This is a genomic window from Saccharothrix variisporea, from assembly GCF_003634995.1.
GTDB classification, from domain to species: Bacteria; Actinomycetota; Actinomycetes; order Mycobacteriales; family Pseudonocardiaceae; genus Actinosynnema; species Actinosynnema variisporeum.
In genome coordinates this window covers 960,647-976,801 of the sequence record NZ_RBXR01000001.1, presented here as the reverse complement: position 1 = coordinate 976,801, position 16,155 = coordinate 960,647, and the positions used below count along the sequence as shown (strand labels likewise).

Sequence of the window (16,155 nt, the reverse complement as noted above, 5' to 3'; positions counted from 1 at the left end):
CTCAGCCAGGGCTGCCGCCCAGGAGGGTGCTGGTCAGTGCGTGTCGTTGGTCGGTCATGGCACGGGCCAGGGCGAGGAGTTCGTCGCCGATCACCGGGGTGGCGGAACCGTTGCGGCGTACCGCGTCCAGGACCGCGCGGCGCAGGAGCTCCTTGATGAAGCTCGCCGTCACGCCCTCCGTCGCCTCGACCACCGGCGCCAGGTCCGCTCGCAGGTCGACCTCTCGGCCGTAGAGGCGGAGCAGTCGCAGGCGGCCCTCGGCGTCGGGGCGGGGGACCTCCACCGCGAGGTCGATGCGGCCGGGGCGGTCGGCGAGGGCGCGTTCCAGCTCGTCGGCGCGGTTGGTGGTCAGGACGAAGGTGACGTCCGCGTCGGCGCCCACGCCGTCCATCGTGTCCAGCAGGCTGAACAGCAGGGGAGTGGAGCCGCCCTTGCTGTGCGAGCGGTCCATGGCGATGAGGTCCACGTCCTCGATGACCACCATGGACGGTTGGAGGCGTCGGGCCAGGGCCGAAGCCTGGTGCAGGAACCGCATCGCCGGGCCGGTCAGCAGGATCACCGTGCACTCGTGCAGCCGGCTCATCAGGAACCGCACGGTGTGCGTCTTGCCGGTGCCGGGCGGACCGTGCAGCAGGAGGCCCCGCTTGAGGTGCTGGCCGGCGGCGAGGAGTTGTTCGGAGTGCTCGGCGATGCCGACCACGTGCTGTTCGATCGAGTCCAGCAGGCCCTCGGGCAGGACCACGTCGTCGGCGTCGAGGGCGGGCCGGGGCAGGAAGGTCACCAGCTCGTTGCCGCGGTGCTCGCTCACCCCGAACGCCAGCACCTGCCCCCGGAACACGTCGTGCGCCCGCATCAGCTTCTCGACCTCGACCCCGACCGCGCGGGCGGCACCGCGGTCGGCGGCCAGGACCTCCAGCTTGCAGGCGGGCGGTCCGTACTCGTTGTAGCCCCGGACCCCGATGAGCACCGGTGTGCCGTCGGGTGCCCGGGTGGGCGCCAGTCCCAGTTGGACGATGTCCACGCTGTCGTCCGGCCCGGTGGCGGCGGTGGTGTACTCGGCCGCGCCCACCCCTTGGTTCTTCTGCCGCCGAGCCGCCACCAGCATGTCGACGATGTCCTCGTGCCCGCGGTTCTGCCCGCTGACCCCGAACCACCCGGGCTCCGGCGTGCCGTGGGCGGCGAGGTAGGCCTCCACCCCGCGGTGCAGGTTGACGTGCTCCCACGTCTCGAACCGGCTGACCACCGAGACGACCGAGTCCAAGTCGCACCCGAGGTGCTCCTGGACCTTGGCCACCAGCGGCGGCGGCTCACCCACGTCGTCCACCAGGCCGCCGGCGAGGTCGAGCAGTCGCCGCAACCCCAGGGCCAGCGCTTTGACGTCTTCCGGACCTATTTCCCCCATGTCCTTCACAGGTCCCATCCTCTGCCTTCGGGTCCCCACTGGCAACGTCGTCGCCCTACCGCGTGAAGCGGAACGCGTACGGGCCCGTCGCCGCCTCGTCCGACCAGATCACCAGCACGTGCGGCCGGTCCGGGTCGACCACCGGCAACGGCACCTCGCCGCACAGGTCGCGGGGGCCAGGACGGAGGCCTCCGGCACGTCCGGGACCACGCCGGACTGGAAGTGCTCGCACTGCTGGGGATCGGCCAGTTGCACGTCCTCGGCGCCCTGCGGGTCGAAGGTGTAGAGGTCCACGCGGCCCGGGACGTCGAGGGTGCCGGTCACGCGGTCGTCCAGCTTCGCCGTGAGCTTGCGGAACTTCAGCGTCACCAGGCGGAAGGAGAAGTCGCCGGTGAAGCCGTCCGCGCCGTCGACCTCCAGGCGGTGGTGACCCGGGCGGGGGACGCGGAAGCCGTTGCTGCCGGGCAGGGTGCTGCCGGTGGAGCGGTGGGCGGTGCCGTCCGGGTCGATCAGCTGGAAGAAGATCTGGCCGGTGACGCCGACCAGGCGGAACTCCGCGGCGTCGCCCAGTTCCAGGTCGAACACGCCCTTGCCGCCCGTCCCGGACGCGGTGTCCCCGTCGCGCAGCGGGCCGCCGCCGGGTGCGGGCGGGGTCGTCCGGGACGACTCGGATTCGGCGGTGCTCACGGCGAACACCGGTTGGCCGGTGAGCGCGGTGTCCAGCACGCACTGCTCCAGCAGGTCCCGCACGCCCGCCAGCCGGCACGCCGCCGTGGCCGACGCGCGCCGGTCGTCCGGGATGACGGTCTCGCCGGCGGGCAGCGAGCGGTCGGTGAAGGTGGTGGTGTCCTGGCCGGGCGCGTAGTCGAACAGCGACTCCGGTTGCGTCACCCGCCAGCTGTCGCCGAACTGCCGGTACCGCTGCTCGAACGACGGCGGCTGGGGCAACGGCGTGCCGCCGCGCGGGGTCAGGTCGTCGTCGCGGTTGCCGTCGAAGTCGCCCAGCAGCCCGGACAGCGTGCCCCGCCGGGGTTCGGCCGGCCCGGCGGACAGCCGGATGCCCCAGGGCGCGATCGGCTCGAGGTCCACCACCGACCCGTCCGGCCAGCGCACGGTGTAGGCGTCACCGGAGTACTCGGCGGTCGCGGGCGTCCGCGTCACCGACCCGGGCAGGTCCGCCGCCGGCGTTCCGTTCACCGCGACCGCGAGGACGCCGCCGTCGAGGGTGAACACGACCCGGTCCCCGCCGACCTCCACCGCCACGGCGGTGTTCACCGAGACCGTCCGGTCGTCGAGCAGGGCGCTCTGCCGGACCTGGACCTCCAGGTCACCCGACGCCGACCGCGCCGCGACGAACTCGCCGACCGCCTGGAAGTCGTAGCCGTACCCGTCGAACGTGGTCAGGTGCGGGTCGCCGTCGCTGACCGCGCACTTCCCGCCGCTCTGCGCCCGTCGGGCACCGAACGGCGGTGCCGCGCCGACCTTGGCCCGCGGGGCGACCGAGCAGCCCAGCGCCCGGCGGATCGAACCCGGCGGCGAGGTCTCCTTGCAGTCCTCGGACGGCATCGACACGTCCACCACGTCGTACGGCGGGACGTAGGACCGGTGCTTCGTGCGCTTCGCGGTCCTGGGGTCCTGCTCGGCGAACGGCTTCCCCTCGGCGACGGCCTTCGCGCGCCGCGCCGCGCGGTACCGGTTCTCCGCCTCCATCGTCATGACCTCGTTCTTGTGCAGGCCCGTGTCACCGCACCAGGTGTTGCTGGTCTGCTCGTCCTGGCCCTCGGCCGTGATCCTGGCGTGCTCCAGCTCGTGGTAGAGCGAGGCGCAGGAGTCGCGGGTGACCCCGGGCTCGTAGTCGAGCTGTTCGTCCGGCTGGATGTCGATGATCGACCCGCCCGGGTCGTTCGGGTCCTTCTCGGTCGCCGCGCCGAGCCGGCCGGGGTTCTTCTTCGGGATGATCGTGATCTTGGGTGTTTTCGGGCCGCGGAGGTCGTCGATCACCTTCTTGAACTCCGGACCGGTCTCGGAGATCGTCGTGAAGCAGGCGTGGATCGCGCCCACGAAGTCCGCGTCGCCCACGATCTCGGTCGACGCCGAGGCGGGCCGCACGTCCACGGCCGCCAGCCCCGCGACCACCCCCACGGCGAGCACCACCGCCGCCGACCCGCGACCGCGCCGCAGGACCAGGACGACGAGCGCCACCAGGAGCACCACCCCCGCGCCCCCGGCGAGCCAGAACCACAGCGGAGGCCCGGCCGGGGGCTCGTCCCCGACCGCGAACCCCACCGTGGCGGCACCGCTGATCGCGGCGCACCGGGAGTCGGCCGGGACCGGGGACCGGTAGAGCGCGGACACCCGGTAGTCGCCGCCCGCCCGGACGTCCCAGGAGGCGGTCATCCCGTCGCCGCGCAGCGGGCTCGTGGCGCTCAGCCACCCCGGCGCGCCGCCCACCGGGAACGACACGCTCTCGCCGGGCGCCAGCACCTTCAGGCTGCCGCGCACGGCCGCGTCGAGGCCCAGTTCGTAGGTGGTCCGCCCGAAGGTCGGGAACAGCTCCTTGCCGTCGACGCTGGCGGCGGTGAGCTGGAGCGCCGCGTCGGGCACGGCGGCGACCTGGCAGGGCACGTGGGCCCGGTTGGTGACCGTGGCGGTCAGCACGACCTGCTCACCGGGCGCGTAACGGGGCTTCTGGGTGGACAGGGTCAGGTCGAGGCCGGGCGGGCGCTGGGCGTGCGCGGGCCCGGCCGGCGACGCGAGGAACAACGCCGCGACGACCAGCGCGCAGCGGACGATCGGATTCATCGGTACATCCCCCTTGTACTCGCCGACCACGGTCGCAGGACGACGTCTCACCGGCGTTTCACGGGGGAGGGGCCGAGGACCCGGGCGCGGACAGGGACGTCAGCGCGCCCAGACCAGATCGCGGCCGGCGCGCGCGTACCAGCGGGCCAGTTCGGCGTCGATGCGGTCGGAGTCCTCGGCGGTCAGCGCCACGGTGGGCTCCGCGTGCGGCCAGGCCTCGGCGATCCGGGCCCGCAGACCCGCCGGCGGGTGGCTGCGCCACAGGGTCGACCCGCCCAGCGACTCCTCCCGCAGCTCCGCCACCGACCAGGCCTCTCGCGACGTGGCCACCGCCGCCCGCCACAGCGCCGGTCCGGGGTGGTCGCGCCGCGAGGTCATCTGGACGCCGCGCTGGGCGCGTGCCGGCAGCACCTGGAGCGGCGCGAACAGCGTCTCCACCAGCTCCACGAGCGGGCCGCCGGTCGGTGAGCTGCTCGGCCGCACCATGTCGGCCGGCACCCCGGGCGTGATCAGCGCGGGGGCCCGCGGCGGCGGCGACCCGGTCCACCAGCGCGAACAGGGTCGGGGCGTCGTCGCGGGCCACCGTGGCCCACTCGCCGCCGGCCCGGCCCGGACGGGGCCGCAGCTCCCACGCCGGCCCGATCAGCAGCAGCCCCGGCAGGATCGACCACGACGGGAAGTCGCTGACCACCAGCCACGCGCCGACCGCGAACCCGGCGAGCACCAGCACCGCCAACGCGGCCGACACGGCGACCAGCGCCACCCGCGCGGCGGTCCACTCGGGGCGGCTGGGCGGTGCCGTCGAGTAGGCGGCGAACTGGCGCGCGTCGAGGCGGCGGGCCACGGCCTTGAGTCTGTCCTGGACCTCGAGTCTGTCCACGGCCGGACGGTGTGCGGGTCGGCGGGTGGTCGCCGGTCCGGAATCGCCGAGTCGTTACCGCGCCGGGTTGTGGCGGACGGTGAGCAGGGCGATGTCGTCGTTGGGCGGGTGGTCGCCGACCAGGGTGTCCATGATGCGGGCGCACGCCAGTTCGGGCGTGGTGGGCGTGACCGACCGGCGCAGCAGGTCCAGGCGTTCGTCCAGGTCCTCGTGGCGGCGTTCCACCAGGCCGTCGGTGTAGAGGGCGACCAGCGCGCCCGGCGGCAGGTCCAGCGAGGTGGTGTGGCGGCCGGTGACGGCCAGGTGGTAGCCGATCGGCGGGTCGACCTCGGCGTCGACGAAGCGCGCGTCGGCGTCGGGGACGGCCAGCACGGGCGGCAGGTGCCCGGCCAGCGCCAGGTCCATGCGCCCGGAGTCGGTGTGGACCACCGCGTAGGCGACCGTGGCCATGGTGTGGTGCTCGAAGTGGGCGGCCTTGCGGTCCAGCTTGCCCAGCACCGTGCCGGGGTCGTCGAACTCCAGGGCGTAGGCGCGCAGGGCGCTGCGCAGCCGTCCCATGATGATCGCGGCGGCCAGGCCGCTGCCGACGACGTCCCCGATGACCAGCCCGATCCGCCCGCCGGGCAGGTCGAACACGTCGTACCAGTCCCCGCCGACCCCGCTCTCCGTGCCCGGCACGTACCGGGCGGCCATGCCCCAGCCCGCGGTCGCGGGCAGCCGGGAGGGCAGCAGGCTGTCCTGCAACACGGCCGCGGCGGACCGCGCGGAGCGGGACCGGTGCGCGTAGACGCCCACCGCGAGCCGGTCGGCGACGAGCTGGAGCAGGTCCACCTCGTCGTCGGTGAACCGGCGGTCGGTGGTGCTGCCGATGTGCAGCACGCCCACGAGGTTGTCCTCGGCGATCATCGGCACGCCCAGCAGGACGTGCAACCCGCGCCTCCACAGCAGTGGGTTGACCACGGTGGACTCGTCCACCCGCGAGATCTGCACCGGTTCCCGCGACTGCGCCACCCGACCGGCGAACCCGGACCCGAACGGCACGCGGACGCCCTGGAAGACCTCCTCCTCCAACCCGACCGTGGCCCGCGCGACCAGTTGGGCGCCGCCGGGGTCGGTCAGCAGGGCGGTGACGGTGTCCACGGCCAGCAGCTCGCGGGTCTTGGCCAGCAGGACGTCGAACAGCTTGTCCAGGTCCAGTTCCCGCAACGCGCTGTCGGTGATCGCCTCCAGGACCCGCAGCCGCATCTCCGAGCCCCGGCCGACGTCCATCCCCGCTCCATCCCCGTCCTGTCCGTGCGCTTGCGTGCGCACGAAGAGGTTAACTCCTCCGACCTCCCCTCGTCGGCTCGGTGCCGGCCCGCGCTACCTGCGCCGATGGCGTCTCAACGGGAAAGAGCGTTGTGGGTTTTCGGGCCGGACCGGCGAATTCGTCCTTGGCATTGTTGGGGGAACATGAGCGCTTTGGTCGCTGCGTTTCTCGCGAGTGCGCCCGCTCGCCGAACCTGCCTAGGCAGTGGCCTGCAAGTCACCCTCACGAAGCGCGCGGCCACGTCGCGCTTTTCGCTTTTCGGCGCGCGCAGCGCGCGGTGGTCGCCACCACAGGTGGAGGGCCTCGGTTTCCCCGCCGTATGGCCTGCCCGAAGGGCTACCACGCTTTCGGTCGGGTGCAGCCGAATTTTTTGTGAGGGACGAGCAAAAAATTTAGCGGCACCCGGCCGAAAGCGTGGTTGGCTCCGCCAGGCCATACGGCGGGGGAACCGACGCCCTTCACCCCCCGCTGGCGGCCTGCCGCGCGGCGAGCGCCGCTTGTGATCTTGAGAGCGCGCAGCGCGTTCGGCTTGAGAGCGGAGCGTTCCGGTTTAAAGCTCTTAAAAGCGAAAAGAGCCTCGCCGGCGGGCAGGCCACCAAAGATGACTCAACTGCAACGGCGGGGGCTTCTTGCTTTTGTCATCTCCGTATGGCCTGCCCGAAGGGCTACCACAGATTTCCCCGGGTGCCGCTAAAACTTTTTGCTCGTTCCTCGCAAAAACTTTCGGCTGCACCCGGGGAAATCTGTGGTAGCCCTTCGGGCAGGCCATACGGAGATGACAAAAGCAAGAAGCCCAAGTTGGGTTGTGTCCTCTCCGGCGGACTGCCCACTCGGCAAGGTGGGCGGACTGTCCGCTCGCCGGCTTCGCCGGAGAAGGCGCGCTGCGGATGGGTAGTGGGGTGCTACTTGCAGGACTCGTCTAGGCCACGGTCAACCGGACCAGGTCACCACCACTGCCCGCCGACAGCACCTCCACCCGCACCGAGCCGTCCTGAACGGACTGACCGGGTCGCAGGGCCGCCATGTCCAGAGCCGCGCACCCGGCCGGCGGCGTCACGCCCGGGTTGCCGTCGACCACCCGGATCGGACCGGATCCGGTCCGGACCGCCGAGTCGACCCGGTACACCAGCGCCCCGGTCGAGCACGCCCGCGCGTCCAGACCCGTGGCACGCCGGGACTCCACCACGTACGCGGTCGTCTCGCCGGTCCGCACGACCGCGATCTTGACGCCCCCGACAACGCCCCCGGACGTCAGCCCGACGGTCCACCGGCCCCGCGTGGTCGCACAGGTCACCTGGCTGTCGTCGATCCAGCCCAGCTTCCACGCGTGCCACCCGAAGTGGCGCGGCGCCGGACCCGAGATCAGCCCCATCACGTCCCACCCGCCGACGTACTGGTGGCCGGGCGCGGTGAACGCGTACAGGTCCGGCAGGCCGAAGGTGTGCCCGGTCTCGTGGGCCGCGACCTTGAACCCCCACCGCCACATGTCCTGCCCGTAGGTGACGGCCCACTTCACCCGCGTCCCGTCGGCCACCACGCCCGCGGTCTGCCGGTCGTAGAGGTAGGTGGGGGAGAACGTGATCGCGCTCGCCGCCCGCGTCGGCACCACGTACACCAGGTCGTAGGCCGAGAAGTCGGCGTACGGGTCGGCGGCGGCCACGGCCTGCCGCACGTACAGCTCGTGCTGCTCGAACGTGATCCCTCGATCGAACCCGTAACTGGTCGACACCTGCGGCATCCGCAACCAGCGCCGCAACGGCGTGACGCTCAACGACACCCGCCCGTAGGACGCCTCCCGCAACCACCCGTCCGCCGGCGCCAGGGCGTTCTCGTACTCGGTGGTGGCGTCCGTCGCGGGCGCGTCGGGGAAGTCCACGAACAGTGTCAGCACCCGACGCGCGCCCACCGAAGGCTGGAACTGGACCCGGTCGGTGTCGTGCCCCTCGTCGGTCCACCCCGTCCGTCCGGGCAGTGCACAACCCGGTGCGGCGGTCGCGACCGGCGCGGCGACCAGCAACCCCGCCACCAGCGTCAACGACATCAACACACTGCGCATGGCCGACTCCTCTCACCCGAGACCGGTGGTCATGTCGAGCAGGCGGGACAGGACGCGGTCTCCCGACGCGGAGATGCCGTCGTGCTCCCACTCGTTGGTGATCCACACCTTCGCCGAGCCCAGCGCCGCCGCCGTCTTCAGCGACAGCTCGACCGGCACGTACATGTCGTCGTGGTACACCACCGCCGCGACCGGGACCTTGTTGGCGCGCAACCGTTCCGGGTCGTACAGCACGGGCCAGTCGGACCGCTCGGCGAGCAGGTCCACCGCGTCGGCGAACGGCCGCAGCGCCCCGATCTCCCGGAACATCCACGGGTAGAACATCTCGCCGGTGAACAAGAGCGGGTCGGCGTCCGGCGCGAACTCCGGGAACCGCCGCAGCACCCGCGAAGCCGACCACGCGGTGGCGTGCGAACGCTGCCCGTAGGCCGCCTCCTGGAGCACGGCGAACAGCGGGTTCTCCACGAACCCGGTCGACGCCGCCACCTGGTAGCGGAAGGAGTCACTCAGCCCGCCGTCCGGCCCGAACGCCTCGTCCAGCAGCCAGTGCAGCCGCTGCGGCCCGTCACCCATGCCGAGCACGAGCCCCAACGCCCGCAACCGCCCGACGCCGAACCGGTCACCGTCGGGCAGCCGCACGTCCTCCTCGCGCAGCAGCGCCGCGATCCGCCGCACCACGTCCACGTCCTGCGGATAGCGCTCGTAGAACGCCTGCGTCTTCTCCCGCACCCGGTGGTACGTCAGCCCGTAGACGTCGTCGGCCGTGCCGGTCGGATCGGGCAAACCGCCCGCGATGTGGCAGGCCCGCAACCCCTCCGGTGCGAACGACAGGTACGTCAACGTGATGAACCCGCCGTAGCTCTGCCCCAGCGTCTCCCACGGCTGGTCCCCGCACAGCCGCCGCCGGATCAGCTCCGCGTCGGCCACGATCGAGTCGGCCCGGAACAACGCCAGGTGGTCGGCCAACTCCCGCGCGCTGCCGAACCCCGAGGCCGTCCGGGCGGTCAACGGCGTGCTGCGCCCGGTGCCGCGCTGGTCGAGCAGCAGCACCCGGTGGGTCTCCAACGCCCGCCGCACCCAGCCGTCCGCCGACCGCAGCGGGCGCGGCGACTTGCCGCCCGGACCGCCCTGCAGGAACAGCAGCCACGGCAGCGGGTGGTCGGAGCGGGCCGGGTCGACCAGTTCCCGCGCGAACACCTCGGTGGTGCGGCCGGTCGGGTCGTGGTGGTCCAGCGGCACGGTGAAGACGTGCTCGCGCACCGCGATGCCGGGCAGGCCGTAGGTGCGGCGCGACTCGTGGAACGGGCTCATGGGGTCCTTTCCTCGGGGAAGTGGCAGGCCACGAGGTGGCCGGGGGCGATCTCGCGCAACACCGGGCGTTCCGCCGCACACACCTCGGCGGCCTTCGGGCAACGGGTGCGGAACCGGCACCCGGACGGCGGGTTCAACGGGCTCGGCGGGTCGCCGCGCAGCACGATCCGCTCCCGGCCGCGTTCCAGGTCGGGGTCGGGCACCGGCACGGCGGACAGCAGCGCGTGCGTGTACGGGTGGGCGGCGTGGCCGAACAGGGCGTCCCGGTCCGCGGTTTCCACCACCACACCCAGGTACATCACCGCCACCCGAGTGCTGACCTGCCGCACCGCGCCCAGGTCGTGCGCGATGAACACGTAACTGAGCCCCAGCTCGTCCTGGAGGTCCCGCAGCAGGTTCAGGATCTGCGCCTGCACCGAGACGTCCAGCGCCGACACGGGTTCGTCGCACACCACGACCTTCGGCCGCAGCGCCAACGCCCGCGCGATGCCGATGCGCTGCGCCTGTCCGCCGGAGAACTCGTGCGGGTAGCGGGAGGCGTGCTCCGGCTTCAGCCCGACCCGTTTCAGCAGGTCCTCCACCGGCTCGGTCGGCTCGAGCCCTTGGTAGCGGAAGGGTGCGGACAGCAGTTGGCGCACGGTGTGGCGGGGGTTCAGCGACGAGAACGGGTCCTGGAAGACGATCTGGAGGTCCCGCCGAACGGGCCGCAGCTCGTCCTCGCTCAACGGCCCCAGGTCCCGCCCCTCGAACCGGACCTGCCCCGACGTCGGCGTGTCCAGCCGGGTGAGCAGGCGCCCCACGGTCGACTTGCCGCACCCGGACTCGCCCACCAGCCCCAGCGTCTCGCCGCGCTCGACCCCGAGCGACACCCCGTCCACGGCGCTGACCTCGCCGATCCTGCGGCGGGTCAGCCGGTGCCGCACGGGGTAGCGCTTCACCAGGTCGGTCGTCTCCAGCAGGCTCACGGGACCTCCACGGTCGGCAGCCGGTGCGGCAGGGGGCCGTCCACGCGGGGCACGCACTCCAGCAGGCCGCGGGTGTAGGCGGTGGCGGGGGAGTGGAAGACCTCGCGCACCGGGCCGGCCTCGACCCGCCTGCCGCCGTGCATCACGACGACGTCGTCGGCCAGGCCCGCCACCACGCCCATGTCGTGCGTGATCAGCATGATCGCGGTGCCCGAGCGTTCCCGCAGGTCCCGCAGCAGGTCCAGCACCTGGGCCTGCACGGTCACGTCCAGCGCGGTGGTCGGCTCGTCGGCCACCAGCAGGTCGGGTTCCAGGCACAACGCCATCGCGATCATCACCCGCTGCCGCATCCCGCCGGAGAACTCGTGCGGGTAGGACCGCGCCCGCCGCTCCGCCTCCGGGATGCCGACCCGTTCCAGCATCCGAACCGCCAGCGCGTGCGCCGCCCGCCGGGACGCCCGCCGGTGCGCCCGGTAGGCCTCCGCGATCTGGAACGCCACCGGGTAGTAGGGGTTGAGGCAGGACAACGGGTCCTGGAAGACCATCGCCATCCGATCACCGCGCAACGCCCGCAAAGCCCTGGGCGGCAACGACAACAGGTCCTGCCCGGCGAACTCGATCGCACCGGACACCCGCGCGTCGCGCAGCAGCCCGAGCACGGCGAGGCTGGTCACGGACTTGCCGCTGCCCGACTCGCCGACCACGCCGAGCACCCGCCCGGCCTCGACGTCGAGGTCCAGGCCGTCCACGGCCCGCACGCCGGAGGCGAACTCGACGGTCAGCCCCCGCACCGACAGCAGGGTCATGCCGTCCTCACCCTCGGGTCCAGCAGCGCGTACACCAGGTCCACGGCCACGTTGGCCAGCACCACGAACGCCGCCGCGAACAACGTGACGCCCAGGATCACCGGCTGGTCGGAGGAGTTGATCGCGTCCGCCGCGAGCTTGCCCACGCCGGGCAGCCCGTACACCGACTCGGTGATCAGCGCCCCGCCGAGCAGCGCGCCGAGGTCCATGCCGAAGATCGTCACCACGGGCATCAACGCGGGTCGCAGCGCGTGCCGCCGCACCACCGTCACCTCGGGCAACCCCTTGGCGCGGGCCGTGCGGACGTAGTCGCGCCCGAGGTTCTCCAGCACCTCGCTGCGCGTGATCCGCGCGTACACGCCCGCGTAGAGCATGGCCAGCGTGCACCACGGCATGAGCATCGACTGGAACCAGCCCACCGGGTCGTCGGTCAGCGCCACCTCGCGCGGGTAGGGCAGCCAGCCCAACTGCACCACCAGCACGTACTGGGACAGCAGCGCGGTCAGGTAGATCGGCAGCGACACCCCTCCCAGCGCGGCCATCATCGCCGCCCGGTCCCACACCGTGCCGCGCCGCAGCGCCGCGACCACCCCGGCCGTGCAGCCGACGAGCAGCCACAGCACCGCCGCGCCCGCCGCGATGGACACGCTGGTCGGCAGCCTGCTGGTCAGCGCGTCCCACACGGGTTGGTTGGTCTGGAAGCTGAAGCCCAGGCACGGGAACCCGCACTCGAGCGACCCGTACGTGCGGCCCGCGACGATCCCGCCCACGTAAGCGGCGAACTGCGTCGGAAGCGGCTGGTCGAGCCCGAGCGTGGCGCGGATCTGGGCGATCCGCTCGGGGCTGCACGCCTTGCCGCACGCGCCCTGCGCGGGGTCGGCGGGCATCAGGTAGAACACGGCGAACGTGAGCGCGCAGATCACCAGCAGGATGCCGGCCGCGCCTGCCAACCGCCGTGCCGTGTAGAGGATCACCGTCGCACGCTCCTCGGGTCGAGCACGTCCCGCACGGCGTCGCCGAGCACGTTGAACGCCAGCACGGTCGCGAACAGGAACCCGCCGGGGATCAGGAAGTACGCCGGGTCGGCCGCGTACCAGGGGACGGCCGAGGCGATCATCTGCCCCCACGACGGGGTCGGCGGCCGGACACCCACGCCCAGGAACGACAGACCGGCCTCGGTCGCGATGTAGCCGGGGATGGACATGGTGGCCACCACCAGCACCGGAGCGGTCAGGTTCGGCAGCACTTCCCTGAGCAGCAGTGCTCTTCGAGGCGCACCCAACGCGCGGGCGGCGGCCACGAACTCGCCGCGCGCCAGCACCATCGCCTGCCCGCGCACGATCCGCCCCACGTACGGCCAGCCGAACCCGCCCAGCACCAGCACCAGCAACAGCTCCCGGTTCGCGCCCGGCACGGCGGAGATCAGCGCGATCATGAAGATCAGGCTGGGGAAGGACATCAGCAGGTCCATCACCCGCCCGACGACCGCATCGACCACGCCGCCGAAGAACCCGGCGGCCAGCCCCAGCGCGGTGCCCACGACCACCGACACGGCCGTGGCCAGGACCGCGATCAGCAGCGACACCCGGGCCCCGTGGACGATCCGCGCGAGCACGTCCCGCCCGCTCACCGGCTCGACCCCCAGCGGGTGCTCGGCGCTGATCCCGCCCAGGGCGCCACGCGGCAACCCGCCCAGCGCCGGGTCGACGGCGGCGGAGTCGAAGTCGGTGGGCGAGGTCCACACCAGCAGCGGCGCGGCCACCGCCATGAGCACGAGCAGCACCACGACGGCCAGCGCGACCGCCGCGGAAGGCTGCCGCAACAGCCTCCGCAGCGGCCCGGCGACCGGCACCGCAACGACCGGAACTGCCACGGTCGTCACTTGCGCAGCCCCACTGTGGCCAGGTCCACGCGGCCGACGTAAGCGATGTGCCCGTAGGCTCCGGCGACCTTCGGCCCGACCAGGATCGCGGCCTTGTCCCACAGGAACGGCACCACCGGCACGTCCCGCGCGATCTGCCGGGACAGCTCGCCGTACGCGGTGGCGGCGGCGGCCGGGTCGGACAGGGCGGCGATCTCGTCCAGCCGCTTGTTCACCGCGTCGGAGTGGTACTGGGAGTGGTTGTTGTTGCCCTCGCTGGTGATCAGGCGGCTGTCGAAGATCAGCGGCAGGTACGTCGACGGGCCCGCCCAGTCCGGGGTCCAGCCGTCGATGGCCATGTCGTGGATCTGCGCGGTGTTGGCGATCGTGCTGTAGAACGCCGAAGGGCTGATGGCGTTGATCGTCACCGTGATCCCGACCCGGGCCAGTGCCGCCTGCACGGCTTCGCCCTGCGCCTTGCCGCCCGGCGTGGACGGCGCGTCCAGCGTGACCGGGAACCCCTGTGCCAGACCGGCTTCGGCGAGCAGCGCCCTGGCCTTGGCCACGTCACCCTTGCCGTCCGGGCTGGGGAACTGGTCGTCCGCCGCGTACCCGGCCAGCACCGGGGGCAGCAGGGTGGTGGCGAGATCACCGGCGATCGGCCCGCCCCGGACGGTTCGCAGGGCGTCCTTGTCGAGTGCGTAGGCGATCGCCTGGCGCACCTTGACGTTGTCCAGCGGTGCCCGCCGGGTGTTGAGCGTGAGGAACCGCGTGTTGATGGACTCGCCGCTGACCAGCCGGTTCTTCAACGCCGGGTCGTTGACCACGCGTCCCACGGTGGCTGCCCCGATCGGCTCCATCGCGAGCGCTTCGGCGTCCTCGCCCTGCCCCGCCACCAGTCGCTGGTCCACCACCGCGGGGTCGAGGTTGAGCTCCAGCACCACCCGGTCCGGCAGTCCCTTGCGCACGTCGTCGGTCTTGGGGTCCCAGTGGACGTTCCGGACCAGCTCCAGCCGCTTCTTCGGCTCGAACTTCTCGATCTTGTACGGCCCGGACGACACCGGCCGGCCGTCGTACCCCACACCCGTGTCCTGCTCACGCGGCACGGGCGCGAACAGCGGCAGCGAAGCCGCCGACCCGAAGTCGGCCACCGGGCGGTTGAGGTGGAACACGATCGTCTTGTCGTCCGGTGTCTGGACGGACGCCAGCCCCTCGGGGTTCTCGTACGGTCCCTTGTAGTTCTCGCCGCCCTCCAACCACATGCGCGCGTAGGGCGCGCCCTCGGGCAGGTCGGGGGCGAAGGAGCGCTCGACGCCGTACTTCACGTCCCGGCTGGTGATCGGTTGCCCGTCCTCGAACTTGACGCCGTCCTTGAGCGTGAAGGTCCACGTCTTGGCCCCGTCGCTGGGTTTCCCGGTGTCGGTGGCGAGGTCGGGCACGATCTCCCCGCCCGCCTGTCCCGGCTTGGGCGCGACCGTGGTCAGCGTCCGGTAGATCAGCCGGGCCACGTTCTGCGACGACGTGACGTAGTTGCGCGCGGGGTCGAGGTGCTCGAGGTCCGTGCTCGCGAGGACGTGCAGGGTCCCACCCCGCACCGCCTCGCCCGACCCGCCCTGCGCCGTGCTCCCGTTGCACGCGGTGAGGGCCAGCAGCCCCGCCACCACGACCAGCCCGGCTCTAGTGCACTGTGACATGGCACAAGAGCGTGTCTAACGCGGATCGGGGCCGGAAACCCCACACTTGCCCCTAACATCACGTTATGGAGCTGGAAGTGCGGCACCTGCGGACGATCTGCGCCATCGCCGACACCGGCAGCCTGACCCGCGCGGCGGCGGCACTCCACCAGACCCAACCGGGGTTGAGCGCCCAGCTGCGGCGCATCGAGGCCATGCTCGGCGGGACCCTGTTCGAACGCGGTCAGAACGGCGTGGTGCCCACGTCCTTCGGCGAGGTCGTCCTGGCCAGGGCACAGGCGGTCCTGCCCACCTTGGACGAGCTGATGAACACCGCCGCCGTCGCCCCGCGCACGGCCGGCACCCGCCGCTTCCGCCTGGGCTCGGCCCCGGCCCCGCTGCTGGGCGGCCTGATCAGCGCGATCAAGGCACTCCACCCGGGCGCGGACATCACCACCAGGGGCCACCACACCCCGCAGCCGTTGCTGGACGACGTGGCCGGCGGGCGGCTGGAGGCGGCGATCGTGGGGGACAGCCCGGGGTACGAACTGCCGGTGCCGCATGGGGTGGTGCTCAGGTCGATCGCCACCGAGCCGGTCTTCGCCATCCTTCCCGAGAGTCACGAGTTGGCTCGGCAGGAGGAAGTTGTCCTGGAAGACCTGCTGGACCAGGACTGGGCCGTGCCTCGGCCTGAGGACCGGACCCCCGAGTACTGGTCACGGGTGGCGCTGGGCGTGGGCCGGCGGATGCGGATCCGTTATGAGGCCGAGGGTCGGTTGCTGGTGGAGGTCGTGCGGCACGGTCACGCGGTGAGCCTCGTGCAGCCGACGTTCGACGAGGTGCCTGGGGTGGTGGTCCGCCCGATCGCCGGCGACCCGATCCAGTTCCGGCACGTCCTGGTTTGGCACCGCGACGGTCCGCTCGCGAGCACGGGGGAGAAGGTCGCCGGCCTGGTCACCGAGTCCTACAACGCGGCCAGGGACCGTAGCCCGGCCTACCGACGCTGGCAGGACCGTCGGCGCTGAGGCTTGCGCGGGCGCGGTCTCAAGATCAAAAGATGAAAAGCGGGCGCTCGCCGCTGGGCAGGCCC

13 protein-coding genes are annotated in these 16,155 nt (G+C 72.3%); 2 read left to right on the top strand and 11 right to left on the bottom strand.

Annotated features, from left to right (window positions below; translation table 11 throughout):
* Position 1 precedes the first annotated feature (1 nt).
* From DFJ66_RS04340 to DFJ66_RS04330, 3 genes are all read right to left on the bottom strand, one after another.
* Positions 2-1,402 (bottom strand): ATP-binding protein, encoded by a 1,401-nt coding sequence (locus DFJ66_RS04340; protein ID WP_121230636.1) that lies wholly within the window; start codon positions 1,400-1,402, stop codon positions 2-4.
* Between the two features lie 108 nt (positions 1,403-1,510).
* Positions 1,511-4,204 (bottom strand): VWD domain-containing protein, encoded by a 2,694-nt coding sequence (locus DFJ66_RS04335; RefSeq protein ID WP_121218162.1) that lies wholly within the window; start codon positions 4,202-4,204, stop codon positions 1,511-1,513.
* 99 nt (positions 4,205-4,303) lie between these two features.
* Positions 4,304-4,690 carry a hypothetical protein gene (locus DFJ66_RS04330; RefSeq protein WP_147459173.1) on the bottom strand — a complete coding sequence of 129 codons (387 nt, stop codon included), beginning with the start codon at positions 4,688-4,690 and terminating at the stop codon, positions 4,304-4,306.
* Positions 4,691-4,788: 98 nt separating this feature from the next.
* On the opposite strand from DFJ66_RS04330, the gene DFJ66_RS04325 reads away from it, so the two are divergent.
* The gene (locus DFJ66_RS04325) at positions 4,789-5,013 is read left to right on the top strand and encodes a hypothetical protein (protein ID WP_121218159.1); all 225 of its coding nucleotides are present in this window, start codon (positions 4,789-4,791) and stop codon (positions 5,011-5,013) included.
* A gap of 125 nt (positions 5,014-5,138) precedes the next feature.
* On the opposite strand, the gene DFJ66_RS04320 is transcribed toward DFJ66_RS04325, so the two are convergent.
* The 8 genes from DFJ66_RS04320 to DFJ66_RS04285 form a co-directional block, all read right to left on the bottom strand.
* A complete protein-coding gene (locus DFJ66_RS04320; RefSeq protein WP_121218157.1) occupies positions 5,139-6,353 on the bottom strand; it encodes a PP2C family protein-serine/threonine phosphatase in 1,215 nt (404 codons plus the stop codon).
* A 959-nt stretch (positions 6,354-7,312) separates the two neighbouring features.
* Entirely contained in the window at positions 7,313-8,449 is a 1,137-nt protein-coding gene (locus DFJ66_RS04315) for a M6 family metalloprotease domain-containing protein (protein ID WP_121218155.1), read from the bottom strand.
* Between the two features lie 12 nt (positions 8,450-8,461).
* The gene (locus DFJ66_RS04310) at positions 8,462-9,760 is read right to left on the bottom strand and encodes an alpha/beta fold hydrolase (protein WP_121218153.1); all 1,299 of its coding nucleotides are present in this window, start codon (positions 9,758-9,760) and stop codon (positions 8,462-8,464) included.
* The gene (locus tag DFJ66_RS04305; protein WP_211351528.1) at positions 9,757-10,719 is read right to left on the bottom strand and encodes an ABC transporter ATP-binding protein; all 963 of its coding nucleotides are present in this window, start codon (positions 10,717-10,719) and stop codon (positions 9,757-9,759) included. Before DFJ66_RS04305 ends, DFJ66_RS04310 begins: the two co-directional genes overlap by 4 nt.
* 2 nt (positions 10,720-10,721) lie before the next feature.
* On the bottom strand, positions 10,722-11,531 hold the full coding sequence (locus DFJ66_RS04300) for an ABC transporter ATP-binding protein (RefSeq protein WP_121218149.1): 810 nt from the start codon (positions 11,529-11,531) through the stop codon (positions 10,722-10,724).
* Positions 11,528-12,505, bottom strand: coding sequence for an ABC transporter permease (locus DFJ66_RS04295; protein WP_121218146.1), 978 nt, complete (start codon positions 12,503-12,505; stop codon positions 11,528-11,530). Before DFJ66_RS04295 ends, DFJ66_RS04300 begins: the two co-directional genes overlap by 4 nt.
* Positions 12,502-13,404 (bottom strand): ABC transporter permease, encoded by a 903-nt coding sequence (locus tag DFJ66_RS04290; RefSeq protein WP_246029571.1) that lies wholly within the window; start codon positions 13,402-13,404, stop codon positions 12,502-12,504. The genes DFJ66_RS04295 and DFJ66_RS04290 overlap by 4 nt, the downstream gene beginning before the upstream one ends.
* A gap of 5 nt (positions 13,405-13,409) precedes the next feature.
* Positions 13,410-15,086, bottom strand: coding sequence for an ABC transporter substrate-binding protein (locus tag DFJ66_RS04285; protein ID WP_121218144.1), 1,677 nt, complete (start codon positions 15,084-15,086; stop codon positions 13,410-13,412).
* Between the two features lie 65 nt (positions 15,087-15,151).
* Between DFJ66_RS04285 and DFJ66_RS04280 the strand changes: the two genes are divergently transcribed.
* The gene (locus DFJ66_RS04280) at positions 15,152-16,090 is read left to right on the top strand and encodes a LysR family transcriptional regulator (RefSeq protein ID WP_121218142.1); all 939 of its coding nucleotides are present in this window, start codon (positions 15,152-15,154) and stop codon (positions 16,088-16,090) included.
* Positions 16,091-16,155: the final 65 nt, after the last annotated feature.

Coding starts and splice junctions, on each gene's coding strand:
- DFJ66_RS04340 (WP_121230636.1), bottom strand. CDS start 1,402: ATGGGGGAAATAGGTCCGGAAGACGTCAAAGCGCTGGCCCTGGGGTTG.
- DFJ66_RS04335 (WP_121218162.1), bottom strand. CDS start 4,204: ATGAATCCGATCGTCCGCTGCGCGCTGGTCGTCGCGGCGTTGTTCCTC.
- DFJ66_RS04330 (WP_147459173.1), bottom strand. CDS start 4,690: ATGGTGCGGCCGAGCAGCTCACCGACCGGCGGCCCGCTCGTGGAGCTG.
- DFJ66_RS04320 (WP_121218157.1), bottom strand. CDS start 6,353: ATGGACGTCGGCCGGGGCTCGGAGATGCGGCTGCGGGTCCTGGAGGCG.
- DFJ66_RS04315 (WP_121218155.1), bottom strand. CDS start 8,449: ATGCGCAGTGTGTTGATGTCGTTGACGCTGGTGGCGGGGTTGCTGGTC.
- DFJ66_RS04310 (WP_121218153.1), bottom strand. CDS start 9,760: ATGAGCCCGTTCCACGAGTCGCGCCGCACCTACGGCCTGCCCGGCATC.
- DFJ66_RS04300 (WP_121218149.1), bottom strand. CDS start 11,531: ATGACCCTGCTGTCGGTGCGGGGGCTGACCGTCGAGTTCGCCTCCGGC.
- DFJ66_RS04285 (WP_121218144.1), bottom strand. CDS start 15,086: ATGTCACAGTGCACTAGAGCCGGGCTGGTCGTGGTGGCGGGGCTGCTG.
- DFJ66_RS04280 (WP_121218142.1), top strand. CDS start 15,152: ATGGAGCTGGAAGTGCGGCACCTGCGGACGATCTGCGCCATCGCCGAC.